This window comes from Rhodopirellula bahusiensis, assembly GCF_002727185.1.
GTDB lineage: Bacteria > Planctomycetota > Planctomycetia > Pirellulales > Pirellulaceae > Rhodopirellula > Rhodopirellula bahusiensis.
Window position 1 is genome coordinate 22,670 of sequence record NZ_NIZW01000011.1, and the last position, 26,297, is coordinate 48,966.

Sequence of the window (26,297 nt, forward strand, 5' to 3'; positions counted from 1 at the left end):
ATCCGTTCGGTTAAGATATCGGACTCATCCCCACCTCTTCCCCCGGCTCGTCTTCCCTATGTTTTCGTCGAAATTGTTCTTGTCAGCCCTGTCCGCTGCGTTTTTGTCGCTGTTATTTTGCGGTGTGAACTTGCGGGCTGAACGACCGGCCTGGACCGAATCGCGATTGCAGGGCACCCCCGAGCCGCCGTTGCCTTTGAAGGTGCAGAGAGTTCATCCGAATTTGGTGGTGAGATCGCCCATCACCGCGATGGATTTGCCTGGCACGAATCGCCGTTTGTTGCTGCAGGTGAGCGGGCAAGTCTCCACGTTTGAGAATCGTGACGACGTTGAAACGATGGAGTTGGCGCTCGACATCAACGCCACGAATTTGAAAGTCAATCCCGATGAAAAGTTTGCTGCGGCGCGAGATCTGACGCTGCATCCGGACTTCGAAAACAATGGCTATCTCTACGTGGTTTGGTCCATCCGTCCCCACGACGTCGAAGGTGGCACAAGAATTTCGCGATTCCGAATGAACATGCCTGGCGATGACGGGGTGGTAGAGAATGATTTGGACTCAGTTCCGACGATTGATCCCGAGTCCCGTTTGGATTTGCTGTCGTATCCGTCGGGTGACCACATCGGAGCCTCGCTGAACTTTGGTCCCGACGGACTGCTCTACATCACGACCGGTGATGGTTCGCTGCCCTTTCCACCCGACGTCAACAAAGCCGCTCAAAACATCGGCGACCTTCGTGGCAGCGTGTTGCGAATTGATGTGAATGAAACCAGTCAAGCAGCCGACGGTACGACGTTGCCCTATCGTATTCCCGAGGACAACCCGTTTGTGGATGTCGCGGGGGCACGCGGCGAGATCTACGCGTTTGGATTGCGCAATGGTTTTCGCGCAGCCTTTGATCCTGCGACCGAAGACCTATGGGTGGCCGATGTGGGTTGGGAAAAGTGCGAGATGGTGCACCGGATCGTACCCGGCGGCAATCATGGTTGGAGTCTCTACGAAGGTCCCCATCCGGTTGATTTGGAACAGACGCCAGGTCCGGGACCAGTGATTTTGCCGGAGGTCGTGTTCCCTCGCAGCGAATCGCAATCGATCACAGGTGGCGTGTTTGTTCCGCTGAACGCTTCGGTTGTCAGACAGGATGCATCGCTGGTGGGTGAGTACTTGTGTGGTTGCTACATGAACGGGAATGTGTGGTCGATCGACACGCAGTCGAAAACGCAAACGGGCAAGCCACCTGTGCCGAGAAAAATTGCCAGCACGGGTTTGAAAATCATCGACTTCTTTGTCAGTCAGAGCGGTGCCGCGGCGGAAATTCTGTTGGTCGACTACTCCGGTGGGCTGTACCGGTTGATTGAGAACGAATCGGTGGACGACTACGCATCGTTCCCTCAGCGGCTCAGCGAAACCGGCTTGTTTTCTGACACGAAGGATTTGATTCCGAACCCCGGTGTCGTTGCCTACGAGCCTGCCGCGACCATGTTCCGCGATGGAATTCGAACGGTTCGGTTCGTTGGGATTCCAGGTCAAGAACCAATCCACCCGATGCGTAAACGCTACACCCCGGGCACTGTATTCGCGAACACCTTGATCCGCGATGTCTTGGATTCGGATGGGAATCCGAAGACGATTCGGCTGGAGACTCAGGTGCTGTCGTTTGACGGATTGAACTGGAATCCGACCACGTTTGCTTGGAACGAGGAACAAACCGATGCGACGCTGGTTCCGGCGATGGGAGCCACACAAACCTTTCGCGTTGCTGATCCAATTTGGGGACCGCGGGATTGGGAACATCGGTTTTATCCCCGCGATGTTTGCATCACTTGTCACAACGTCGCCAACCCGGGAGCGGCTTCGCTGGTGCCGGAGAATTTGCGGGACGAAGCCGGTCCTGGATCGTGGAACGAGCTCGCTCATGCAGGGTTCTTGGTGAGCGCGAAATCCAAACCTGGATTTGAGATGGTGGATCCTTCCGATGAAGACCAACCGCTCGAACAACGGGCACGTTCGTATCTGCATTCGAATTGCGCGCACTGTCATCGACCAGCTGGTGGAGCGACATCCAAGATGGATCTGCGGCACAACCGGCCGCTGGACCAAACGGCGTTGAGGGACGTACCGGCGGCACAGGGTGACTTTGGTTTGGGAGCCGATACATGTGTTGTTCTGCCCGGGCATCCTGAGCGATCCGCGTTGGTCTACCGCGTTGCAACTGGCGGGCCCGGCAAAATGCCTCGCGTCGGATGTACGACGGTGGATCTGGCCGGGGCAGCGATGCTGTGGGACTGGGTGGAATCACAGCCCGCCAGCGGAGAGACGCAAGCAGCTGAACTCTCGGCGACGGATGACAACCAGACTGTCCGTGCAATGCGGTTGTGGCGGGCACTTGCCGGAAAGGCGCCGGACGAAGCGAAGCAAACGGTCGGGGAAATGTTGAGCGGCGACGACGCACCAGAGTCACCCGTGCTTCTCGGTTTGCTGCAGCCATGGATCGACCCGAGCCAGCGAAAGCTGATGGTGGGTGATTCACCAGACGCGGATGCTTTGTTGACATTGAAGGGAGACGCCCAGCGAGGCTTGCAATGGTTCTACGAATCGGCTGCGTCCCAGTGTCGACAATGCCACCGCATCGGAGGTCTGGGCAAAGACGTTGGCCCGTCGCTGGCGGGAATCAGTAAGCGTCGAACACGCGCTGAAGTCTTGCGAGGAATCATCGACCCGAGTGCGAAGATCGAACCTGAATGGCAGAGTCACACGTTGTTGACCGTCGACGGAGATTTGGTCGCTGGGCGAATTCTTCGTGAGGACGATGACGTCGTGGTTTTGCAACAAGCCGATGGAACTCAAACAACGCTAGCGGCAGAAGACGTCGAAGTCAAAAAGCCGAACGAGCAATCCTTGATGCCGGCTGGTTTGTTGTCAGCGATGACGCCGCAGGAGGTCGCGGACTTGCTCGAGTTCCTGATGCAAACCAATGAAGCCGGCGAGTTGCCGGTTGGGGATTGATGCGTCGTTTGGATTGGCTGCCGGAACTCCCGTTGGTCGGTCCGGCCTAATATGAGGAGCGTCGAGCCCTAGACGACGCTTTGCTCCGACAAGATTCGACTCAGAAGAATCCGCCACCACCGCCTCCCCCACCACCGCCCATCATTCCCGCTCCAATTGGTTGCAGTCTCTTCTTTTGTTGTTGCTGGAACTCTTCGTCGGGAAGACGTGGGTCTTCGCCGGTGTGTGTATCGCGAAGAGCACGCATCAGGTCTTCGACTTCTTTGTGCACTTCGTCGGTTGTGCTGACGAGCAACGCGGGACGGCCTTCTCGCGAATGGTTGACGGAACTGATCGTCGAGTAGCCGCCGAGAGCTTCCCAGGCGTCCGGCTGGATGGTCGATGTAATCATTTCCATCGTGCCAATGTCGCCTCCTCTGGGCAGGCCGGTGCCTTCGAGAAAGTACAACCGCTGCCGAAGACTTGCGTCACTCGCTTCCACGCTGGTGAACTGCAACACCTCATCCTTGTATTGATACGTTAGGTCCATTGGACGAAGCATCAGACGCAGAAAGGACCGAAAAGAAACGGACTCGACGGCAACGTCTACCGGGACGTCAATCGAAAACCCTTCTGTTTCCAAGGCAAGCTTGTCGATCAGGATCGGGAAATTGACATCTTCCGACATGATGCGAGCGGCATCGTTCAATGGCATATCGGGGAAGTTGTAGGAAACCTTTCTGTCCATGATTTCATCGAGCTTCACTTCCTCTTCCGGTGTCATGTCCAACCAGCGATCGGTCGAAACTCCTCTGCGAGTCAGCACGGTCATGTCGGCTGTGATCAGCAGGCCGTCGTCGTCGACGATTGCCTTCAAACCCGCAGGCTCCAAGGCTTTTCGAAGCAATGTACGAAGCGGTTGATCACCCTTCGAATCGAACTGAACATGGAGGCTGTCGATGTCGATCTGTCCCAGTGTCATGGCTTGTTCGTCGAGCAGGACTGGCGTCCGGATCGAGTCTTGCAGTGTTTCCGGTAGCGAACGGATATTGGATTCGAACGAAAGTGACGTTGGCTGATCCAGCGTTTCCGCCACTCGCTTCGCAACCTGGCTGGTGCCGGTGGATGGTACGGGCGGGGTGGGGGGAATCGGTGGTGTGGGCGGTGTCGGCCGAACGGGAGCAGGCACCGATTGAACGCCCGGAAGTTGCGTACGAGGCCCTGCATCCGGATTGTTGGCTTGCGTGTTTTGCGTGAATTGCGCCAGCGTGGTGGAAGAGTCTGCGTCCGGTGTCGCGAATGTAAGAACGCTGGCGGAGCGTCCATTTTCATCGTTGCCGGCGGGGACCGCGAAAGCGACTAGCAAGGCCAATCCGATGGCGGCGGTGGACCCGAGAATGGTGACGACAGGCATGGTGGCGATTCCTTGTGTCAAATGAGATTCAAGAGCAGAGAAGTGGGTGGGTGACGAGCAATCGGCCCAATGGGATTTGCCAAGGTCTGCGCCGGGGGCGGCGTCTGGTTCGCCAGTTGGAATGGTCGTCGTTGGTGGGCAAGTGAGTTCGAAGGCGGCTTGCGCGGCCATCGCTTCGGTGGCGCTCCAGGCATGAGCTGCCGCCCACGCTGCCATCGGTGCGACGCCACGAAGTCGAAGTTGTCGAGCGAGACGCGATTTGCCACGAGCCAGCCAACCGCGAACGGTTCCTTCGGTGGTTCCCATTCGTTTGGCTGTTTCGATGACCGTGACGCCTTGCTGATGATGCAACACGATGGCGGATCGGTACTTTTCGGGCAGTTCCGAAAGTTCTTCGTCCAATACGATTGCTTGGTGTCGAAGCGTCAAACGTTCCAATGGATCGACGGGTTCCGAGGGGACGTCTGACAAATCCTGGTGAGCGCGTTCAGGTGACATCATGGTCGCGATGCTGGCACGTTGGGCGACACGGTGTAGCCATCCGGCCAACCGTTCTGGGCTTCGGATCTTCTTCGCCGATTGGGCGAGGTACAAAAATGTCGTTTGCATTGCATCGTCGGCGTCGGCTCGGTCGTTGCAGCGTCGGATGCAAACGCTGAGAACCATTTGGGCGTAGCGCCGGACCAGTGTGTCGAGGGCTTCGAGACAATCGTCCGTGACCCAGGCGTCGAGCAGATCCGCGTCGGTTGGATTGAGGTCGTCCCAACGGGCTGCGGTACGCGAGCTCGCGCGATCTCGGGATTGGTTCTGGCAGACGGGACGTTCAACGGGAGGCGGGATTGGATCCGGCGCGTCGAGCGTGGAATTTCCTCTGGCCATGAGTGATCCCCTTTCCTTTCCAACAAATTCAAGACGCCGGCGTCTCGTGAGAACCAAGATGCCGCGGCGTTCACGCTCGGAAGCGAATTCGCCACCCCTGATCATCGCGTGTTCAGGAAGACAGTGGGGTGAGAAGCCCACACGGCGCGCGAAAAATCAGAAATTCGCGAAAAGAGATTTCGATCCAATACCTGTCGCTTGGTGGTCCCCCACCGAGACGCACGTGAGAGTCGAACAGTTGTCTAAGCTGTTTCTGTGCGTTGGTTGTCTTGTTTGGGAGGGTGACGTGGACGCTGGGAACTTTGTTTGGGGGCGGGCGCTGGTTGTGGATCTTTTGATTCGGATTGCGCTTGGTCACGGAGGGGGAACACCGTGCTACAGGTTTTTTTGAGCGTTTGTTAGCCGACGCTGGGAACTTCGTGCGTCAGGCGGCCTCGTTCTTGGCAGAGCGAAGCGAGACGGTCGGCGTGGGCTTGCGTCAACGCTTGGGGTGACAATCGCCATGCCCAATTGCCATCTGCGATGCCAGGCAAATTCATTCGGGCTTCGTTGCCGAGTCCCAACACATCCTGGATCGGAACGATCGCGATTTCTGCTTCCGATGACATGACGGCATCGATCAACTGCCAATGCACCTCTTCGTCGCTGTGCACGACATCGTCGAGCGGATCCGAGCCTGCTTCGGGTGGCGTACGCAAGTGATACCAACCCATCACCGTGTCGTTGTCATGGGTGCCGGTGTAGGCGACGCACGATTCGGGATAGGTCGATGGTCGATGGAAGTCATCTTCCATGTTGGCGAATCCAAACTGCAGAACTCGCATTCCGGGAAAGCCGAGTTCTTCACGCAGCTGATGAACCGCGTCGGTGATCATTCCCAGGTCTTCCGCGATGAAGGGAAGTTCGCCGAGTTCTTTCGCGGCGGCTTGGAATGGTTTTGCACCGGGGCCGGTTCGCCACTGTCCGTCGATTGCTGTTTCCGCACCGTAGGGAACTTCCCAGTAGGCTTCGAAGCCCCGGAAGTGGTCGACTCGTAACAAGTCGAATTGCTCCAACGCCCGACGGAAGCGTGCCGTCCACCAAGCGTAGTTGGCGTTCTCCAGTGCTTCCCAATCGTATTGTGGGTTGCCCCAAAGTTGTCCTGTTTCGCTAAAGTAGTCCGGCGGAACTCCCGCGATCAATGCCGGCGTGCCGTCCTCCTTCAGTGCGAACATGTCTTGGTTGCCCCAAACATCAGCACTCTCGTAGGCAACGAAGATAGGCATGTCGCCGCAAAGTTGAACTTGTCGCTCGTTTGCGTACGCCTTCAGTCGGTTCCATTGGCGATCGAACAGAAATTGTTGGAACCGCGAATAATCAATTTCGCGTGCCATTTCTTGGCGAGCTTGCCCGAGTGCATCCGCTTCGCGGTGACTGATTGGATCGGGCCACTTGGACCAGTTCGATTCTTTGTACTTGTTCAAGAACACTTCGAACAAAGAGAACTCATCGAGCCACCAATCGTTGGTGTCCAAGAAAAGTTCGAACGCAATCTTCAATTCGCGAGGTGGATTCGCAAGGTAGCGTTCGTAGGCCAGTTTCAACCGCGCGTGTTTGAACTCGCTGACCACGCCGAAGTCCACGCATGCTGGATCACTTTCGGGGAACCCTTGCACGTCGGACGATTCAAGCAGACCTTCGTCGACCAGCGTTTCCAAACTGATTAACAACGCGTTGCCCCCGAACGCGGAGTACGCACTGTAGGGCGAGTTGCCATAGGCGGGAGGACTGAGGGGCAGAATTTGCCAAATCGATTGGCCGGCCGCGTGCAAGAAGTCGACCATCTCGTACGCTGCGGAACCCAGGTCACCGATGCCCAATTCCGATGGCAAACTGGTGATGTGACAAAGGATGCCGGAGGATCGCGGGAAACGCATGCGTGAGATCTAGTTGGCGATAGTCGGTCGGTTGAATCAGAAGTTTTGCACCACGTGATGAACACAGGGCAACTTCCGCACCAGTTTTGAAAAGACTACCGGACTTCGGTCAAACCGCCAATTGGACCAATTCTCTTGCCGATTGTTCCCCGTTTGCCTGAATGGCTTTGGCTTCCAATTGTTCGTCGACCAGGTTGTAGTGCACATCACGCTGGCGAGGGATGAAACCGAGTTCCTCAATTGCTTCGCGAATTTGTTGCAATGACAGATAGTGCACCGTTCCGGCTTCGGCAACGACGTTTTCTTCGATCATCAGGCTTCCCATGTCATTGGCACCGAACATCAACGCCATTTGCCCAATCTTCAAACCTTGCGTGACCCAACTACTTTGAATGTTGGGAATGTTGTCCAAGAACAATCGCGAGACGGCCAACATTTTTAGATATTCGAACGAGCCGGTCGGTCGAACGTCAGACATGTCGGTGTTGTCAGGTTGGAACGTCCAGCAGATGAACGCGGTGAAGCCACCCGTTTCGTCCTGCAGACTTCGCAAACGATCGAGGTGTTCGATTCGTTCCTCGAGTGTCTCGACGTGACCGAACATCATCGTGCTGGAACTGATCCCGCCCAGCTCGTGCCACACTCGCATGACGTTCAACCAATCGTCTGTCATGACTTTGCCACGAGTGATCTCGTTGCGAACGCGATCGGTCAAAACTTCGGCACCACCACCAGGCACACTGCCCAGTCCCGCGTCTTTCAATCGCGACAGGACATCTCGAAGCGGTAGCTTGTTGACTTTGGTGAAGTGATGCAGTTCTGGCGGCGAGAAACCATGAACGTTCACCTCGGGAAAGCGTGACTTGATGTCGCCGAGCATCTCCTCGTACCAATCGAGTTTGTACTTTGGATGCAGGCCGCCTTGCAGCAAGATTTGGTTGCCGCCCAGATCAACGGTCTCTTGGATTTTCTGCAGCAGAACTTCACGAGGCAGCACGTAACCTTCGTCGCTTTTCGGTCCACGATAGAACGCGCAGAAGTCACACACCGCCGTGCAGACGTTGGTGTAGTTGATGTTCCGATCGATGTTGTAGGTGCGATAAGGTTCCGGATGCTTGGCTCGCGAAATCTTTTCGGCGGCGGCACCGATCGCTGCCAGGTCGTGGCTTTCGAGCAGCGTCAGACCGTCGGCGGATGTCAGCCGGTCCCCAGCGACGGCCTTGGCGAGGATTTCGTGGACGGCAGATGAGTTGGCGGGTGCGTTCATCAATCTTGCAAAGGTGAGTGGGAAGCGGGGACCAGCCCCAGATGTTCGGCTTTTTCGCGGAAGGCTGCCAGCCCCGATCGTTCGCCGTTGCCGAGTTGAAAGTGAAGATTCTCAGCGAAGTAGCGATGCAGGTCCTCAATCGTCAGACCGTGACCCGCGGCTTCGCGTTTGGCGATAGTTTCGAATTGCTGCATTCCCTCGTCGCGGGACACGTTCAATGCGGTTTCAATTTGCTGGCGGATCTCAGGATCAGCGACGGCGGAGCGGCGGGCCACCCACATGGCAAACACAAATGGCAACTCGGTCCAGCGAACCCAGCGGTCGCCAAGGTCCCAGATCTCTTTGTACTTGGCCGGAGCCGGATGCATGGCTCGATCGCCAATCATCAACAACGCGTCGGCGTCGATTTCGTCGGGCGATGAACCGATCGGGAATGGCACTGTTTCCGGACGCAGTCCATGCATCTCCGCCAGCAAGATCTGGGACATCGCGGCGCTGGTGCGACTGCCTTCGTCCAGAGCCAATGTTCGGATCTGGTTCATCGGAACTCGGCTCAACACCCGCACGCTCCAGACCGGGCCGCGACAAGCAATCGCGGCGTCGGAAATGATTTCGTAGTCGTCTCCCCCGCGGAAATATTCGACGCTGGGGATCAACGCGATGTCCAATTTACCAGCCGCTAGGTCGCGAGCAAGCCTCGAAGGCAGATCCAAACGCAACTTGCCAAGTTGTCCCAAACGCTCCGGAAGCGTTTCGATCAACGGTTTTGTGTTCAGATAGGAAACTGCACCAAGGCGGAGCATGGTCGTATCAGGGTTTGAGGAGTTCGTACGATGGCCTTCCAAGGCCGTCGCGTGTTGAATCGACGGTCTTGAAATACCAACGCAGTTGAATCGACGGCTTCGGAAGGCCATCGTACATATCGGGGGAACTGCGACGGCCTTGGAAGGCCATCGTACAGGCTCGGTGACTGGTGGCGTTTGTTGGGAGAACTTCGTCCGTGTTGATAACCGCGGTGAAGAGGGGCCGGCAACCCGTTTCAGCTGCGGCCGCGGGTTTTTCGCCAAACTCGCATTTCGTTGGGGCCTTTGAAAAGCACCATCACCGAACCGTACGCCGCATAGCGATGAAAAACGTATTCATGGAAATCGTCTTCGCCCGGCCAAGGGTAGCTGTAGATGATTCCGAAGTCCTCCACATCCAAACCGATCGACGCGTAGGCTGATTCGATCGAGTGGCCAAGACTTGGCAGCGTCGGATCGTCCGCGAGCGTCTCGGATCCCTCCGGCAGGAAGTTGCCTCTCACCAATTCGGGAGTCGGTCCAGCCTTCGGGATCGCGGCGAGCGTTTCCTGCCAATCCTTCAGTGTCATTTCGCCCTGGCGGATCAGTTCTGGTTCGGATTCGATTCCGATGGAATCCCAGCCGACCGCAGCCGCCAGCCACGTGATCGCGGCGAATCCGCATCCCCATTCCACAAATCGCGAATTGTTCAGCATTTGTGATTCGGCGACCCAACGCATTGTCTGATAGACGTGCAAGTAGTCGGCGGCGACAAACAATTCGATCTGGGGTCGGTCCCAGCGGTCTTGGAAGGCTTCGATTCTCTGTTTGACCCCATGCACCATCGCGTGGATTTCGGTCGGGATTTCGGTCGAGTCCAAGCCGGCGGGCAATTCGATCGGTGTCAGCATTTCTTGGGGTCAAGCAAAGACGAGACGGACGCGTGATATCGTCGGCATTGTTTGCAAAATCAGAACAATCGGTTCCGAAGCAAAGCGGGACGGCGAGGTTCTCCAGCGAACCCAATGATTCGTCAAGCCCGCTGGAGCGAATCGACCTATCTGTTTCGATGAGGCACTTGTTCAGCAATACGAAACGGCACCATGAATTTAACGTCAGTCGATTTCAGCCAACCGTCAATCGGTTGGCTAGACGAAATGTGGGGGCAACTCGAGCACACTGATGAAAAGGACCAACCGCCGGAAGAACAGTTGGCTGAACAGTGTGGTTTGACCGACGAATCAAAGCTCGCTTCGGTCTATGCATCGCACTATTTGTTGCCGTTGTTCGAGCCGCCGATCGGGTTGTCGATTCCCGTTGACCGCCGTCTCACGCAATATCTGCCTGCTGACTTTTGCAAAGAGAATGAGCTGGTTCCCTTGGCCGTTCAGGATCACAGTCTGGAGGTCGCCATCGCGTCTCCTTCGGCGTTGCTATTGGCCGATGACGTTCGGCGAATCAGCGGGTTGCAGATGCGTCCCTTGTTCGCGCGAGCAACCGTGGTTCGAAAGGCATGCGATGAACTGTATGGCGAATTGAAACCACCGGCCCAGTCCACTGGAGCGGTCGTCGAACCAGAAGCAACGGATGTCGACCCTCTTGAGAACACATCTGCAAAACGAACTCCTCAGCCGCCGCCGATTGCCAAGCCCGTCGTTCCGTCGCCCATGAACTTAACCGCCTACGATCTCAAAGCCGCCGAGCGAGCGACTTGGCAAAATCAATTGGTTGCCGAAAGCGGGCTGACAATTTACTGCGGACGAAAAAGTCTGGACAAAAATCCCTTGGCGAGGTTGTGGGGTGTCTGGTCCAGCCAAACGCACGGGCGTCCGGCTCGAAAATGGAACCCGTTGCAACGTGAATTGGTGGAATCCGACCCTTCCGTGGTCATCATTCCGGACCTGAACAACCGAACTTCCGCAGAAGTTTGTCTGCACTCGGTGTTGCAGGGAGAGCGTGTTTTCGCGGTCGTTCACGCTCGAGACCCCGTCTCGGCGATTTTGCGGCTCCGGGCTTGGGGACAAATTGGCCACTTGCTCGCCGAACAGATTAACCTGTTGATACATCAGAACGGCCTTTCCAGGTCGGAGTGTCGCAGCATCGAAATCGATGACACGCGTCGTTCCGCCCTGGCGTCCGAAAATGACATGGGCCGATTGCAAAAGCTTTTTCCTTCCACTGGCAGCTTTCTATGTGGCCCCTGACCAACGGAAATCGATGTCTCGTCGGTCCCGAAGCGGAATTGTTTCGCGGAACGGTCGCGATGATGGTGGATCAGTTGGTTGATGAGATAAATCCCGCTGCCGAAGTTGATCACGATGAAGACAGCGATGTGCTCTTCACGATCTCCGGACCTGTCGCGGGTTTCGATCCGCCGCACTGGTACGATATGTGGGAACCAGAGCAAAAGATTTGGTTGCTCGAACGAGTTGCCACGTCGCTGCTGACTTCTCGTCCGGCTCCCGCGATGGCGGCGATGTTCGAGGCCACCGTCGAAGCCATCTATGTCGAGATGGGAAACCTGATCGCTCTTGAGATCACCGAAGGACGACCGATCGAGCCTGGTTCTTGGCGTCAGTCACTTTTGGATGCCTACGTTCAACGTTGTCCACGCGATAGCTTTCTCGAGGCCACCCACTTCGAAGCAACCACGTTGGATCCGTGCTGGCCACGTGAGATCGAACAACAGATTCGACAGTTTGAACAAACGCCTTCCGCGGAAGGCGACTCGAACGCAAACTCGATTCAAGATGCTAATTCGGTTCCGGATCCCGCTGAGAAACGTCAAAGCGATTGGCTGACGTATTGGTCGATGGTCATCGAACGATTGGTCGATGCGACCTATGGGCCTCGCGTTCATCACGCTGCGGAAGCATTTCGCGATGGCGATCCAAAAATGCTGAAGCAGTTCCTGCAGTCCAAGGGCGTCAGTCCGAAGTTCGTGCAGCGGATCCCACCACTGAGGACCAAGGCACAGCTTCAGAAAGCGGTGACTCGTTTGCAAACTTTGTTGCTGGACGAGTGAAGTCGCGAACGTAGTGGACGAGGCAACGAATCCTTCTGCCTGAACATGAGAGTAGAACAGTTGTCCTCAACTGTTCCGTCGTGCCGCCCTCAACGGCCAAGCCTCATCGCGACCCGGCGCCACTTCTCATACCCGGCCCTCACCCTCGCGTACGCCTGAACGGCGTCGCTCGACCTCTCCCCAAACTCTGTTTCGGGAGATGTACGTCATGCTGAAATCTGCCGAAAAGCGGTATCAACAAACTGCACGACCTTCGTTCAGCTTGAAGCAGCGTGCTAAGCCGAGACGGCTCGTGATGGTTTGAACGGGAGGACCGATGGTGTGTCGGCGTGCATCATGTTCGGGCGTCGCACAACACGTTTGCGTTGAATGGCCGGCGTCGTTGTGGGGACCATGGTGCGACGCATCATTTCCCATTGCTCGCGGCTCATTTCGACGCAGCTTTGAGTGAACCATCCAACCGCTTCGCTGAATGTTTCTTGACGAAGCACAATCGGTTGCGATTGCACGCTGGTGAGCTGTTCGCAGAACGGGCGACTGTCATCGGCTCGCTCTTGTTCAGCCACGGCGTCGGCCGAATGCAACTTCAATCGCTCGGCGATTTCGATGAATCGCGTCGCGACGACCATGCGCTCATGCTCGGTCGCGCCGGGGATCACTGCTAGGATCGTTTCACTGGTATGCACGGATGGATTCCAAGGTCATTTCGTCAGAATCAGTTTGCCCTGGCGGGTCTTACGGAGTCGGTAAATCTGGCCTTCGTTTTCGATCCAGATTTCACCACCGCAACGTGCCAAGGCCTCGAATCGGATGATTTTTGGCATTCCACCGGTCGACATCGTTGTCGCCGAAGGAACTGACTCCACCGCCGGATTGCTTGCCGGTACACCTTCCACGACCGATCCAGCCGGGATTTCTCCCCAAGTTGGATCGGCTGCCGACGAAGGTTTTGAATCAGTCATGCGACCAATCTAAATCGACGGCAATGTCGCGGCAAGACCTTATTGCGAATGATTTGCAGTAAAAATAGGCGGCCGGCGAGTGTGGAAATCGCTGGCCATTTGGAACACATTCCCGGCTCGCAGCAGCCGAGTCTCTTCCATCACCGGTGCCTGCAATTGCACCCCGACCGGCAATCCGGCGGCGTCGAATCCTCCGGGCAGCGAAATCGCGGGCACGCCAGCCAAGTTGGCTCCGACGGTGAACAGGTCGCACAGGTACATCGCGATCGGGTCGTCGGTTTTTTCGTTCAGAGCGAACGCGGGCGACGGAGTCACCGGGCCGAGCAATAAGTCGACTTGCTGGAATGCGGCGTCGTAATCGTTGCGGATCAATCGGCGGACCTTGAGCGCTTGGTTGTAGTACGCGTCGTAGTAACCTTCGCTCAGAGCGTAAGTGCCGACCATGATTCGGCGTTTGACTTCGCTGCCGAATCCGCCCGCACGACTGAGCGAGTACATCGCTTCGAGCGGTCCGGAATCAGCCGCTGCGATCTCGGCGTCGCCAACGCGATAGCCGTAGTGAGCTCCGTCGAATCGAGACAAGTTGCTGCTGGCTTCGCAGGGTGCAATCACGTAATAGGTCGGCACCCAGTACTTGCTGTGTGGCAGTTCCACTTCGACGATCTCGGCACCCTGTTCACGAAGCACCGATTCAGCGGTCGCGAGAGCGTCGCGAACGGCGGGCGAGATGCCGTCTTGGTCGAGCCCTTCTCGCAATACGCCGATCCGCATGCCTCGAACGTCTTCGGCGGCCATCGCGGGAGTGAAATCGGGGACTTCCGCGTTAACCGAGGTGCTGTCACGAGGGTCGTAACCCGCCATTGCTTGCAACCCGATGGCGACGTCATCGACTGACCAACCCATCGGGCCGGCTTGATCGAGGCTGCTGGCAAACGCGACCAACCCGTACCGGCTGACTCGACCGTAGGTGGGTTTCAATCCGGTGATGCCGCAGAACGCTGCCGGTTGCCGGATCGATCCTCCGGTGTCAGTGCCCAAGCTGAGTGGCACGGTTCCCGCTGCGACGGCGGCTGCCGCACCACCGCTGCTTCCGCCTGGTGTTTTGGTCGTGTCCCACGGGTTGCCCGTCACGCCCATCGCACTGGTTTCGGTGCTGGCACCCATCGCGAATTCGTCCATGTTGGTTTTGCCAACCACGATCGCGCCCGCACTCTTCAGCCGAGCGACCACGGTCGCGTCGTATGGCGGGACGAAATCCTGCAGCATCTTGGACGAGCATGTCGTTGGCATGTCCGATGTGCACAGAACGTCTTTGATCGCGACGGGCAAACCGGCCAACGGGCCAAGTGTTTTGCCAGCTTTGCGATCGGCGTCCACGGACTCCGCGGCCTGCATCGCGGTCTCTTCCGCGATGTGAGTGAACGCGTTGATCGTCGGCTGCGAAGCTCGGATGGCTGCGAGTGATTGTCCGATGATCTCGACGGCAGTGACATCGCCAGAATCGAGCTGTTTCAGAATTTCCGAGGCCGAATGCAACATGAACGAACCGTCTTGGTCACATGAAAAGGAGCGTGAATGGTTTGCGAATCGGCAGTATCGGCGATCCGACCCCGATTTGGAATGCGACTGAATTTCGCCAGGCGACCGCAACCGGTTCAGGATGCGTGCATCGGCCAAGTCAACTCGGCGACGCAGCCAATCAGTGCCGGATGCAACCGGATCGATCCTCCGTGAAGCTCCGCGATCCGGTGGACTCGGCACAGCGACAACCCAAGTCCGCGACCGGCTTCGCGTCCGCTGAAGTACGGATCGAACGCACGGGCCGCGTCTTCAGCGGTCAAGCCTTGGCCGCTGTCGGATACCCGAACGAGGCAGTGTTTCGCATCTGCTTCCGGTTCGATCGATATCACAATTTGTCCTTCGACTCCGATCGATTCCACAGCATTGCGAATGAGAGCCCGAACCGCCTCGCCGAACATTGCCGGGTCACCGTCGCATTTCACAGAGAATGCATCATGGAACTCGACCGTGATCGCATCGCGTTGCAGCGACGCATTCATCGGTTCGATGACGTCCTCCACGACTTGCTTTGTTGCGAAACCGGATTCAAATTGAGGCTCGGGCGGATGCGCGTAGAACATCAAGTCCGCGATCATCGCATGAGCCCGGTAGGACTGGTCGACAATGCGTTGCAACGACTCCGCTTGTTGTGGTCCCGACGCCGAAGCGATCAATCCCTGGGCACGTGTCGCGATGTTGGCAAGTGGGTTGTTGATCTCGTGCGACAAACCATAAGCCAGTTGTTTCGCCAAATCGCGCCGGACCGTTTCAAGTGACTCCGAGAAATCACCTTGCAAACGTTCGCGTTCGGCAACCATCGCGGTCACCTTGCCAAACGCCTGATGAGCATCCAGATTGGACGCGTGTTTTCTTGTGACGGGCGATGACTTGGATTGGTCCGAATCAATCAGACGGATCGAGTGCAACGATTGGCAAATGCTGGAACGACAAGAAAGCCCCGCGGCTTTCCACCAGAGATCGGATTCCAGCAACCACCGTGAAAACGGTAGCGTTTGAAAATGCTGGTCCAGCCGCATGAGTCGCTGGAGCAAGCTTTCGCCGGTCTGGGATTCGGGGCACGAGAGAAACGCGGATCCGTCCCAAACGTCGGCACCGTGTCGGACCCACCAATCCGCCAATTGTTTGGTGGTCCATTGGCCAGCGATCGGTCGCCAACCTCGTTCGTGTTCCTGCACCAACTTCGCTGCCGTGAACAAACACAACGCCGGGTCATGTCGCAGCGTGTTGCGCAGCTTTCGACGGAACGTCGTGCTTGTGTCGCGTGATACGAGCGCGTGCAGCAACGTCGACGACGAGCTTGAACGCATTGGTAACCAAATGCGTTCTTCATGCGTGGGATGCACCGCCCCTTCGTCATGCTGGATGACGATGGGAGGTAGCCAGCCGGCAAACAAATCAGCCGATGACACCGCGATCCATTTCGAGCAAATTGCAAGCGCGGCCGACCAAATCGTCAATCGAGAACGGCTTCTGCATGAAGTCGTTGGCACCGGCGGCTTTCAAACCGTCGACCTTGCTGTGCTCGACCATTCCCGAGATGCAAAGAATCTTCACGGTGTCCATCGAAGGATCACTGCGGACTCGTTGGCAGACTTCTTTCCCGTTGATATCGGGAAGCATGACGTCGAGAATCACGAGGTCGGGGCGAAACTCTTTCACACCCATCCCAGCGTCGAAACCGTTGTTCGCAGTACGGATGTCGAAACGTGCGTCACGTTGGAATCCGTCCTGCATCAAGTCGACCAGATCTTGGTCGTCATCGACGATCAGCAGCTTTTTCTTGCCGCTTTCCAAGGCGTCGGTCGGGATCCCATTGTCCTTCATGAACAAGAACAATTGCTCGCGGGGGATCCGCCGGAATTTACTTCCTGGGACCCGGAAACCCTTCAGCGAACCGTTGTCGAAACAACGGATGATCGTCTGTTGGCTGACTTTGCAGATCTTGGCTGCTTCGCCAGTCGTGAATACCGTTTTTGTGGTCATGGCGGGAACCGTCCTCCCTGTGGGGTAGCCCAATACCGAAATGAGGAAAGCGCGAAGCCGGTTGGGTGGTCAGAGAAAACTCTCACCGAAGCACCCAGCTTCACTCCGTCACTCCAATTAGCAAAACCGCGGGGATGATGCACTAGCACTTCAACCCACTAGAGTCACAAACGCACTTAAAATCCGCCGAACTCGCAGGGGTCACAAGCGACCGCACTTCCCTGGCTTGCCACTACGGCAAATCATACAGTTCAGGCAAGATGGGTCAAGGTTGATTGGGCGGCTCACCGGCGCAGTGGCTGGTGATTGTCAGAGAACGCGAATTTGTCAACGTTTTTCGGTGCGTTTGCATCCTTTTTCTCAGCAGAAGGACGTTCAGGGCCGTCGAAGCGAGACCAAGCGATCGTACGATGGTCTTCCAAGACCGTCGTAAGTACCCCGGCGGTCTTAGGAGGTCGTGCAGTTTTGAAGTGCCGTGCTCGCAAGGTTGAAATCACCCTCCTGAACGCAGTTGGGGAGGGTCGGAATGCGAGCGTTCAGCGAGAATTCCGGGGAGGGTAGTGCGCGCCCTTTCCCATGCTCGCCCCTCACCCAGGCGTACGCCTGAACGGCGTCACTCGACCTCTCACCAAACTTCGTTTCGGGAGAGGTGCGCTGTGTAAAAATCTGCCGAAAAGCGGTATCAGAAAACTGAACGACCTCTTTGGGAGGGATTCGTTCGAGCTTGAAGAGTTTCTTCGCCGGTCTTGGAAGACCGGCGTACGAATCTGAAGAAAATCCGCGACGGTCTTGGGTGACCGTCGTGCAGCTTGGAGCCAATCTCCCGGCGGTCTGGTTGACCGTCCTGGGCTCGCATTTCCTGGTACTAAGCACGTGAGCGGGAGTCTTTGGGTTTGATCACGTAGCGGCGTCTCTCAGAGACGCTGTCGTTTGCGAGTCTCAGAGAGACTCGCCTACGTGAGGTTCTACCCGATCATTCCTGCCGACCTGCTTAGGAAACGTGAATCACGGCTTTCACGACACCCGATTCGGGATCTGTCCAAGCCGGGAAGGACTCGATCACTTCTTCGAATTTCGCGTGGTGCGTGATCCAAGGATCAGTGTCGATGACGCCGGACTCGATCAACTGAATGATGCGAGAAAAATCGCGAGTCAACGCGTTGCGGCTGGCAAGGATCGTCAACTCGCGACGATGTAAGAACGGTGCGTGCGGGAACTGCAAGTCTTGCTGAGTGATCCCGACGTAGACGACTCGTCCGCCGAACGCCGCCATCTCCAACGCACGTCGCATGGAATGGTGGTTGCCGGTAGCATCGACGACCACATCGGCACGGCGGCCTTGCGTCATCGCTTCCAGCTTTTCGATGTCGGCTTCCGATCCATCGAACTGAATCGTGTTGGTGACGCCCATCTTCTCCGTGACGAAATCCAACCGCGTTTGGCTGAGGTCCGCGACGATGACGTTGGCGCCTGCCACACGAGCGAACTCGATCGCGGACAATCCAATCGGGCCCGAACCAATCACCAACACAGTGTCTTTTTCGGTCACGTTTGCACGATCGATCGCGTGACAGCCAATGGCCAACGTTTCAACGAGCGCTGATTGCTCGTACGAAAGGTTGTTGGCTGGATGCAGTTTGCGGGCCGGCAAAATCATCTTTTCGGTTAGCCCACCGTCGCACATCACACCGAGCGTTTGGTGTGACTCGCAGCAGTTCGTCAAACCACGCTCGCACGAGTAACACTTTCGGCAATTGATGTAGGGCTCAACACTGCAGCGATCGCCGACTTTCACGTTTTCGACGCCTTCGCCAACCGCGAGGACTTCCACACCCAGTTCATGGCCGGGAATTCGCGGGTACGAGAAGAATGGGAATTTGCCGAGGTAGCCGCCCAAGTCAGTCCCGCAAACACCGACGCGGTGAATCCGTACCAACGCTTCACCAGCAGCTGGCGACGATGGTTCGTCGATGTCGATTTGCTCCCACTGTTTGGGAGCACTCAGTTGCAACGCTTTCATGTTCAGGCTCCCGTTCCGATGGCTTTGCCATCTTCGTCGATGAACAACGCCAACAGGTGGCGATCGTAGATGTTCTCGGTGACTTGTTGGCCGACGATCTCTTCGTTGGACTTCAGCAGATCCGTGTAACGAGCGCCCGCTTTCGCAGCGACCTTGAATGACACGTGCAACAACTGACGCACGTTGGCGTTGAAGTTCGGATTCGAAGGGATGTGGCGAATCAGTTCCGCGAACGCTGGTCCATCGAGCTTTTCGACAGCTGCCGAATCAGGCAATTGCGACCGGTCGATGTCGATGACGCTGGCGTAAGGAGCACAGAGTTCGTCGACGTGTTCCAACGCATAAACGTAGATTTCTTTGGCAAGTGCCAACCCATCGCCACCGGCTTCGGCCAACCCGATGATCTCTTCCAACCAAGTCGTGCCAGCGGTTTTCAAGTGAACGCCCGCGCCGGTTCGCTTCAGACAATCGCGAATGATTGGGTACAAGCTGAACTTGTCGCTGCCGCTGTGAACGCTGAGCTTCAGAACTTCGGGCAAGCCGTACGCTTTGACGGCGTGAGCCAGCACGGCAACGTCATCATTGAATTCGCGTTCGAATTGAGCCAAGTCACCAACGTAGTCGACGCCTTTGTTGAATCGACCGGTGAACTTCGGTGCGATGGTTTGCACGCGAATGTTTTCGTCGGCCAACATCGCCAAGATGATCAACAACTCGGGTGGCGTTTGCGGTTCGTCGGTTTCGTCCATCGAAACTTCGGCGATGTAGTTGCCTTCGCCTTTGACGGAAGCAATATGACGATCGATCTCGCCCGCTTCCTTGGTTGCCAGCATGTACTGACCCGCGACGCGACGAACGTCTTCTTCAGTGATGGTCAGCGGAGCGGAGAGACCTTCCAGTTCCAGCGTTCCGATCAGTTCGCTGTGCTTGGCAACGAAAGCGTCGATGTCGGCTGGGTCAGCGGGTTTGCCGATCGAGTCAGCAACGTCGAGCGTGAAGAAGTCCGAGCAAGGCAGGAACGGTTCGACGGTTTGCAAACCGATGTGATCCGCGTCCACGTGCCAAGGGCGATCGAAGGCGAGCTTTTCGACGGCGGCGGCGGCAGCGTCGTGCACGCTTTGTGGTTGCGAGTCAACGAAGGTGTGCTCGCGATTGGATTTATTCCAAACCGGAGCGACGTGAATGCCCTTTTCGGCCAAACGAGTGAAGGAACGCAGTTGAGCGGCCGCTTGGTGGGCGAAACGGTCACCGACGCCGAAGGAGTATTTCTCGATCGTTAGCAAGGGAAGGCTCTCGAGGCATGGGGGATGAATGAGATTGAGGGCCAACAATATGACTCATCCGAGGCTTTTCGACCACGGGGTCGTTTCATTCCTCCGGAACCGTAAGTCCACTTTGTATATAGACTTCGGTTTGGTGAAACGATCTTCGCGCTGAGCTTCGCATCCCGTCTGTGGTCGATGGCTGATTCTCCTCTCCGGCAAAGGTCCGTTAGTGATTTTGACCGCGCATGAAAAAACGGAGACGCATGCGCGTCTCCGTTTCAATTTGTCGTGAATTGGCTATCCAGCGATTCAGTACGCTTCGCCGTTGACCTCTGCAGTTGGATCGGCTGTGGTGTTTTCGGCTGCGATGTCTTCTGCGGACATCTCTTCATGTCCGGTCACAACCGAAGGTTCGTCCGAGCCGCATCCGGTGAAGGTCAAGCAACATGCGGTCAGGGTGAGTGTTGCGAATCGAATCAAATTCAGTTTCATGTCTTCTTGTTGAGAAAGAGGAAGTCGTCAATGGAAGTCTGAGTTGAGTCAATGCACCAACAATTAGGTGCAAATATTGGGTGTCCTGTTCGAGGATTAAAACTCCCCGATCGTTTCCTTCGCCGAACGGCTGCCGAGTGCGCCAAACAACCCGTAGGGGCTGGCTGATCCAGCTGGATGATCTGTGTTGCCAGTGAAGACCGAACTGCTGTTCGCGTTACCGGCGTCAATTGAATCGGTGATGAATCGAACCGCACCGTCGCCCATCAAGACGTGAGCTCCACCTTGATGACGACTGCTTGGAGAAGCTTGACCGGTTGAGTCGAAGCCACCGCCGAAGCACAACGGCGTGTTTGGACCTCGCATAGTATTGATGCAGGTGAACGGCACATCGCTGCTGGCCCAACGTGCTCCGCGAGAACGAGTGCCATTGTTCTCGGTCGAGATTCCAGTGGCCCAGAACTGCGGACGGGCTGGGTCGATGTCATTGTCGCAGGCATTCGCCGAACCGCGAACACCGGATGGGAACCAGCCATTGCTGACATTGATCAATGTTCGTGCATCTCGGTCGCCCAAGTCCGACAGCAACTCGCCAGCGGCGATCGTGTTTGAGAGACCGTCAAGGATGTCGCGGAACTTGCTGTTCGTTCGCTGAACGAAAAAGCCACGGCAACTACCGGAAACTTCATTGATGTGGCCTTGGTTCCAGGAGCCACCTGTCAAACGCCAGACGCCCCACTCGGTCCATTTGATCGCATCGCCAATGTTGACGCCGTAATTTGTTCGTCCAAGAGCCGGCAAACCCTGGCCCGGATCGCTTGGGCATCGGTAGGAAGGGATGTTCGTGACCCAAGGATCGTAACCTGCAACCCAAGGGCCAGGCCCCATCGCTTGCCAGACCTGAGTCGGATTGGCCGGATCGGGCACGTGTGGGTTGCTAATCATCTCCCACAATCCTTGCTGCTCAATGAAAGGCAGCATTCCAACCAGGACGCTTAGCTTGCGCTGGTTGTGACCGGGAAATGTATCGCTGTTTGCGTTCGTCGTTGGAAGGTAAGTTCCGGTGCCTTGGATCGGCAACTGGTTGTATGCCGAATGGTAGTTGTGCATAGCCAACCCCATTTGTTTAAAGTTGTTGCTGCACGACATGCGACGTGCGGCCTCACGCGCTGCCTGGACGGCAGGCAACAGCAACCCGACCAGGACGCCAATGATCGCGATCACGACTAGGAGTTCGACTAAAGTGAATCCGTTTCGCTTGGTGGACAAGCGTTTCATAGTGTTTACCTAAACTGTATGAACAAGAAAGATTGCGCGTTGAAAACGTTCGACGGATTTGCCGGACGGGGGGAGCCGCGTAAGGCAATACTAGACCTAGAAACGCTCAGTGTGCACCCTTTTGTGCGGTGTTATCGCTCTCGGCGGGCTTTTAAAGGATGATCGGACGCCAATATGTCTCAGCAGTCACCCGCGTCGCGATTCTTCGTCCGCTTGACGCAAATTGCGGTCCGCCCGCTGCTGCGGTCGCTCGCAGTGTATAGACCTGGTTGCTGCTGCGGCAAAACTCAGCCGCTGGTGAGCTGACAACTATTCTTCGCGGATAATCGCGTTCGAATTCGCTGTTTTCTGACCCGAAAATGACCCTTGAGGGCGACAGTCACCTTGGTGGGCAGCGATTCTTATAATTGAAGCGATGCTTTGACTTGTCACGCTGGTTCGGGGATGACTTTTCCAGTTCGGTCGTCGACTCGGTGGAGTTGGGTGACGTCTCCCAATGCTCCATCGCTGGTCTTGAGTGAGACCAACCAGTAGGGCTCGTCCGGCACGTTGGCGGCCACCATCGCTTCGAGCACCTCTCGGTCATGGACACCGTTCTCGCTGTACAGCCTCGCGTGGAATTCCTTTTCGCGGCGGATTCTCTCGGCGTCAAACAGCACGGCGGAACACTTTGTGCCGGCTGGAATATCACCCAGGTGTTCGATGACGATCATGATCGCCTTCTTCTGATCGATCTCTCGTTTCGTCAATGCTTGCTCCCGACCGCGAATGTTTGCGTACAACCTAATGAGCGGTTTTGGTGTATGCCACCGTTTTCAACTTGCTGAGAACAATTTGAAGAATGATGTGGGATGTGGGGCTGGTTCCTACCGGCCGATTCGGATGCGTGCGGTGGGAACCGGCATACGCGATCGATAAAAGCTCTCTAGTCAAAGAAGACGGCCAGCCAGAGTGTGGGCTCGTTCGGAGTGGTCCACTCAACTCGGTGGCGACGGTGTGCGGGAATGAGAATGTGATCGCCCGTTTTCATGGTGGTGATTTCACCATCGTCAAAGCTGAGTTTGGCTTCGCCCCGAAGGACGACCACCCACTCGGTTTGCTCTTGGTCGTACCAGGTCCCAGGTTCCGTTTTGTGACCGGTGGAAACTATCCGTTCAATGCGAACCGATTGTCCCTCGGCCAAGACGTCGACCAGTTCCGATGGCAGGTCGCTTGGAACGTCGTCGAACAAGTTCATGGCAGCGGAACGATGAAGCGTGATAGGAATGGAAGGGAGCTTGGTCGATCGTGTGCGAGTTGCGACTGCGGTGCTCACTCGAGTTGAATGATTCCTAAATCAACCAGCTCCCTGGACTCTGATTCACCCGACGAAGGAATCGACAATTTGTGGCCGTGGATGGAGCCGTTTTGCCCCTGTCCGAGATCCGCTCTCAGTTCATACTCGCCCGCAGGAATGTCGTCGATCCGGAACAGGCCGTCTGCGCCGACCGTTGCGAAAAACCGAGTCGCGCTCGATCTTTCTCGGTTGTACGCTTCCGCGCTGGCGAGGTACTCCAGCCCGGGTGGCGTCTTCAACCAAGCTTCCCACTGTCCCGGTTTCTGCTGCAACTTCGCGCGGTCGACAAGCGGAGTCGGTGGCGTCAGACGCACGTTGACATGGACCGTCGCGAGGCTCCAAATTATCGGTTCAGGATAGTTTAGCGGAGCCTGCAACTGGCCGATCGCTGAACGACCGGAACCACCCAAATCCAGTTCCAAGTTCTCTCCGGCCCCAATGATGAATGGCACGCGTGGAGTCGAGGTGATTTCCTCGGCTCCGTCGTCCACCATCATGATGATTTCGCGACTGATGGACCCGCGCCCGTCGAACAGGCGGTGGTGGCGATACCGGCCCTGTCCATCCGTCACCGTGGTCGCACTCGCGTGAACTCGACCCGTGTTCCGGTGATCCGACCGAAACTCCCCACCGAAAATCGTCAGCCTCGTGTTGGCCGCTGGCTTTGCACCGATCCGATAGGTGCCTTCCAGGGATGACCAAGGCTGCAACTCAATGGGGGCGTCTGCTTGGATTGATTCCGAATACAGGAACGCGTGGCCTTGATCGTGAATCACAACCACGTGAAAGGGATCATCTCGAACGGGCAGGCTGAATCGGCCATCGATATCGGCTGCCAATCGGGTGGCGTAAGTGGAAGAATCTCGAAACATTCCATCTTGGATCGAGATTTGTGCTCCATGGTTGGAAATTGCCAGGCCGGCATGAGCCGCGGGCTGACCGTTAGCGTCAACAATCTGTCCGGTGATGCTCTCAGCCGGTTCCATTTGAAAGTCAAACGTCACGTCGCCTTCGTCAAACTGGAAATCGCGTGATTGAGCCACGCGGTATCCATCCGCTTCGATGCGAACGACGTAGCCACTGCCCGATCGATTGAATTCCACTTGGTAGTCAGCCGAGTTGGATGTGTAAGCCTCGCGCTTGTACCAGTCGAATCCAATGCTGGGGTTGTCATTGCGATGCCCAGGAGTCACGCGAAATCCGGTGATGGGTTCCCCCGATTCTGCGTCACGCACTTTGCCGGTGATCACCAACAGCGGCGGAGGTTGAAACAGGTGTTCCGCATCACCGGCAACGATCGGTTGTCGGGCCAACTGCATGCCGCCAGGCGGGCAGATGTCCGCTTCGAACACATCGAGCGGAGCTTCGTTCCACTCCCAGACGCCGTTTTCGTCGGTGTAGCAATCGACGTGGTCGAACTCAAAGTAGCCGACTCGGCCGCGCCAACGTTGCAGGAAGATCCTGGTTTTCGGCAACCCGTTTCCATCGGCATCCACGACGCGGACTTTGACACGCCCACCCGGAGGCAAGACAAAGTCGACCGGTTCCATTCCCGGACGGACATGCACCTCTTTCATATCCAAGGCACGTTCTTTGGCAAACACGACGACGCGGCAGTGCATCTGCTCACATCCGGTTAGCTGATATCGACCGAACTCGTCCGTCTTCGCCTCGCGGAGCTCATTGAGGAACTTGGTTCGGACCGTCGCATCTTCAATCGGGTTGCCTTCCGGATCGCGAACAAAGCCGGCCAATGTCAACCCTTGCGTCAAGGTGACGCTGCCCGAGGATGGTTGTTCCGCAGTCGATTCAAACTCACTGCGAGAGAGATTGGTTCTCAATGGGCCGAATTGGGGATGATTGATCGCGACCGTCACGTCACGTTTGGAGATGGGAACATGTCCATACCGCCAACGCCCGTTCGCGTCTGTTTTTATTGAGGTGCCAACATGCAACGATCTCGTCGCTGTTGGTGACATGCGAAATGGCAGACTCGGATGCACTTCCGCGTTCTCGATGGGGCGACCTCCCGGGTCGAGCACCACTCCACCCACCGCCCAAGCAGGCTCAATTTTGGCGGTCGCCGAATCGGGCATGGCATTTTTGTTTTGATCCAACGCAAGCCAATATGGAGCGAAACCCTCCGTCACGATCGAAAAGGAAATGTTCTTTGGGAACTGCTTCTTCTGCAGACGCAGAACCCCATTGGAATCCGCGTTGACCATGACGCCGTAAGTGCCCTTCTTTTCAAACGCACCCACGACGATGTCGGTGGCTGCCATTCTGGGGCGGCACCGGATTTCAATGCTGGCGTTGGGGACGACATTGCCATCCAAGTCGACGACTTGCAGTTCGAACGCCTGCACTTCGGTTCCGGGCTGGTTCGCGTTTTCGTCTGCTCCGACGGAATCCAAACTGACCACGGCCAGCATCAGAAAAGCGGCGAACGACCAGCGTTTCGCAGCGAGTGTCCATGAGGTCATTTCAAATTCCTCGTTGAGTCTGAACGTCCGTCGACAATCCCGTGACGAGTTGATTCCCCCCCAAGATAGCACGCTGTGACCTTCTGGATAAAAACGGCTTGCATTGCCTACGGCTTGTCGGCACAATGCCTACAGGGTGTCGTCGAAGAAAAGTTCTGCAGAACCTCGGTCCAGGAGAAACGAATGACGAAGTCCACACCGCCGCCGCTGACTGAATCCCAGCGGGAGGTCATGGAAATATTCTGGAAGCACGGCGAAGCCACCGTCAGTGAAGTGCGAGAGTACCTTGCTGGTCTCGGGCGTCACGTCGCACGCAACACAGTCCAAACAACAATCGTGCGTTTGGAGGCCAAGGGTTGGGCAAAGCATCGGGAATGCGGAAGGACGTTTGTTTACTCCGCCGCTCAACCCCAAACGCGATCTTTGGGCGTCAAGGTCGCTCAAATGGTGGACCGATTCTTCGCGGGGTCACCGGAGGACATGGTGACGGCGTTGATCGAATACCGCGGGCTCACGGAGGAAGAGGCGACGCGAATCACGGCGATGATTGACGAAGCAGCAGGAAAAGCGAAGGAGAGTGCTCCGAAGAAGACCAAGTCAAACTCCACCCAAAAGCGAGGTCGGTGAA

21 protein-coding genes are annotated in these 26,297 nt (G+C 56.6%); 4 read left to right on the forward strand and 17 right to left on the reverse strand.

Features of this window, described 5'->3' with window-relative positions:
• Positions 1 to 79 precede the first annotated feature (79 nt).
• Positions 80 to 3,007, forward strand: a complete 2,928-nt coding sequence (locus CEE69_RS15160) for a PQQ-dependent sugar dehydrogenase (protein WP_233215258.1) — start codon at positions 80 to 82, stop codon at positions 3,005 to 3,007.
• Positions 3,008 to 3,107: 100 nt separating this feature from the next.
• On the opposite strand, the gene CEE69_RS15165 is transcribed toward CEE69_RS15160, so the two are convergent.
• The 5 genes from CEE69_RS15165 to CEE69_RS15185 all read right to left on the reverse strand — a co-directional run bounded on the left by CEE69_RS15165 (position 3,108) and on the right by CEE69_RS15185 (position 10,155).
• On the reverse strand, positions 3,108 to 5,279 hold the full coding sequence (locus tag CEE69_RS15165; protein ID WP_099261479.1) for an RNA polymerase sigma factor: 2,172 nt from the start codon (positions 5,277 to 5,279) through the stop codon (positions 3,108 to 3,110).
• Between the two features lie 398 nt (positions 5,280 to 5,677).
• Positions 5,678 to 7,195, reverse strand: coding sequence for a 4-alpha-glucanotransferase (gene malQ, locus CEE69_RS15170; RefSeq protein ID WP_099261480.1), 1,518 nt, complete (start codon positions 7,193 to 7,195; stop codon positions 5,678 to 5,680).
• A 109-nt stretch (positions 7,196 to 7,304) separates the two neighbouring features.
• The gene (gene mqnC, locus CEE69_RS15175) at positions 7,305 to 8,462 is read right to left on the reverse strand and encodes a cyclic dehypoxanthinyl futalosine synthase (protein ID WP_099261481.1); all 1,158 of its coding nucleotides are present in this window, start codon (positions 8,460 to 8,462) and stop codon (positions 7,305 to 7,307) included.
• Positions 8,462 to 9,265, reverse strand: coding sequence for a menaquinone biosynthetic enzyme MqnA/MqnD family protein (locus CEE69_RS15180; protein WP_315852527.1), 804 nt, complete (start codon positions 9,263 to 9,265; stop codon positions 8,462 to 8,464). Before CEE69_RS15180 ends, mqnC begins: the two co-directional genes overlap by 1 nt.
• Positions 9,266 to 9,501: 236 nt before the next feature.
• Complete coding sequence (locus CEE69_RS15185; RefSeq protein ID WP_233215259.1) at positions 9,502 to 10,155, reverse strand: class I SAM-dependent methyltransferase; 654 nt, start codon at positions 10,153 to 10,155, stop codon at positions 9,502 to 9,504.
• A gap of 192 nt (positions 10,156 to 10,347) precedes the next feature.
• On the opposite strand from CEE69_RS15185, the gene CEE69_RS15190 reads away from it, so the two are divergent.
• Together CEE69_RS15190 and CEE69_RS15195 are read left to right on the forward strand one after the other, a co-directional pair.
• Complete coding sequence (locus CEE69_RS15190; protein WP_099261483.1) at positions 10,348 to 11,448, forward strand: ATPase, T2SS/T4P/T4SS family; 1,101 nt, start codon at positions 10,348 to 10,350, stop codon at positions 11,446 to 11,448.
• Complete coding sequence (locus CEE69_RS15195) at positions 11,436 to 12,269, forward strand: hypothetical protein (RefSeq protein WP_099261484.1); 834 nt, start codon at positions 11,436 to 11,438, stop codon at positions 12,267 to 12,269. The genes CEE69_RS15190 and CEE69_RS15195 overlap by 13 nt, the downstream gene beginning before the upstream one ends.
• A gap of 275 nt (positions 12,270 to 12,544) precedes the next feature.
• On the opposite strand, the gene CEE69_RS15205 is transcribed toward CEE69_RS15195, so the two are convergent.
• The 12 genes from CEE69_RS15205 to CEE69_RS15265 all read right to left on the reverse strand — a co-directional run bounded on the left by CEE69_RS15205 (position 12,545) and on the right by CEE69_RS15265 (position 25,669).
• Positions 12,545 to 12,955, reverse strand: a complete 411-nt coding sequence (locus CEE69_RS15205; RefSeq protein WP_099261486.1) for a hypothetical protein — start codon at positions 12,953 to 12,955, stop codon at positions 12,545 to 12,547.
• 15 nt (positions 12,956 to 12,970) lie between these two features.
• The gene (gene hemP, locus CEE69_RS33200; protein ID WP_233215260.1) at positions 12,971 to 13,231 is read right to left on the reverse strand and encodes a hemin uptake protein HemP; all 261 of its coding nucleotides are present in this window, start codon (positions 13,229 to 13,231) and stop codon (positions 12,971 to 12,973) included.
• Positions 13,232 to 13,270: 39 nt separating this feature from the next.
• On the reverse strand, positions 13,271 to 14,770 hold the full coding sequence (gene gatA / locus CEE69_RS15215; RefSeq protein ID WP_099261638.1) for an Asp-tRNA(Asn)/Glu-tRNA(Gln) amidotransferase subunit GatA: 1,500 nt from the start codon (positions 14,768 to 14,770) through the stop codon (positions 13,271 to 13,273).
• A gap of 116 nt (positions 14,771 to 14,886) precedes the next feature.
• Positions 14,887 to 16,221 (reverse strand): sensor histidine kinase, encoded by a 1,335-nt coding sequence (locus CEE69_RS15220; RefSeq protein ID WP_099261487.1) that lies wholly within the window; start codon positions 16,219 to 16,221, stop codon positions 14,887 to 14,889.
• On the reverse strand, positions 16,208 to 16,795 hold the full coding sequence (locus CEE69_RS15225; RefSeq protein ID WP_099261488.1) for a response regulator: 588 nt from the start codon (positions 16,793 to 16,795) through the stop codon (positions 16,208 to 16,210). Before CEE69_RS15225 ends, CEE69_RS15220 begins: the two co-directional genes overlap by 14 nt.
• Before the next feature lie 991 nt (positions 16,796 to 17,786).
• Positions 17,787 to 18,815 (reverse strand): zinc-binding alcohol dehydrogenase family protein, encoded by a 1,029-nt coding sequence (locus CEE69_RS15235; RefSeq protein WP_099261489.1) that lies wholly within the window; start codon positions 18,813 to 18,815, stop codon positions 17,787 to 17,789.
• A 2-nt stretch (positions 18,816 to 18,817) separates the two neighbouring features.
• Positions 18,818 to 20,098, reverse strand: a complete 1,281-nt coding sequence (locus tag CEE69_RS15240; protein ID WP_099261490.1) for a tagaturonate epimerase family protein — start codon at positions 20,096 to 20,098, stop codon at positions 18,818 to 18,820.
• A gap of 291 nt (positions 20,099 to 20,389) precedes the next feature.
• The gene (locus tag CEE69_RS15245) at positions 20,390 to 20,572 is read right to left on the reverse strand and encodes a hypothetical protein (protein ID WP_099261491.1); all 183 of its coding nucleotides are present in this window, start codon (positions 20,570 to 20,572) and stop codon (positions 20,390 to 20,392) included.
• Between the two features lie 96 nt (positions 20,573 to 20,668).
• Positions 20,669 to 21,850, reverse strand: a complete 1,182-nt coding sequence (locus tag CEE69_RS15250) for a DUF1559 domain-containing protein (RefSeq protein ID WP_099261492.1) — start codon at positions 21,848 to 21,850, stop codon at positions 20,669 to 20,671.
• Between the two features lie 428 nt (positions 21,851 to 22,278).
• On the reverse strand, positions 22,279 to 22,563 hold the full coding sequence (locus CEE69_RS15255; RefSeq protein WP_233215278.1) for a hypothetical protein: 285 nt from the start codon (positions 22,561 to 22,563) through the stop codon (positions 22,279 to 22,281).
• Positions 22,564 to 22,775: 212 nt separating this feature from the next.
• Positions 22,776 to 23,087: a cupin domain-containing protein gene (locus CEE69_RS15260; protein WP_099261639.1), complete on the reverse strand. Its 312-nt coding sequence runs from the start codon at positions 23,085 to 23,087 to the stop codon at positions 22,776 to 22,778.
• A 74-nt stretch (positions 23,088 to 23,161) separates the two neighbouring features.
• Positions 23,162 to 25,669: a carboxypeptidase-like regulatory domain-containing protein gene (locus CEE69_RS15265; RefSeq protein ID WP_099261494.1), complete on the reverse strand. Its 2,508-nt coding sequence runs from the start codon at positions 25,667 to 25,669 to the stop codon at positions 23,162 to 23,164.
• A gap of 183 nt (positions 25,670 to 25,852) precedes the next feature.
• Here CEE69_RS15265 and CEE69_RS15270 point away from each other — a divergent pair, with 183 nt between their 5' ends.
• Positions 25,853 to 26,296, forward strand: a complete 444-nt coding sequence (locus CEE69_RS15270) for a BlaI/MecI/CopY family transcriptional regulator (protein WP_099261495.1) — start codon at positions 25,853 to 25,855, stop codon at positions 26,294 to 26,296.
• The last annotated feature ends 1 nt before the right edge of the window (position 26,297 follow it).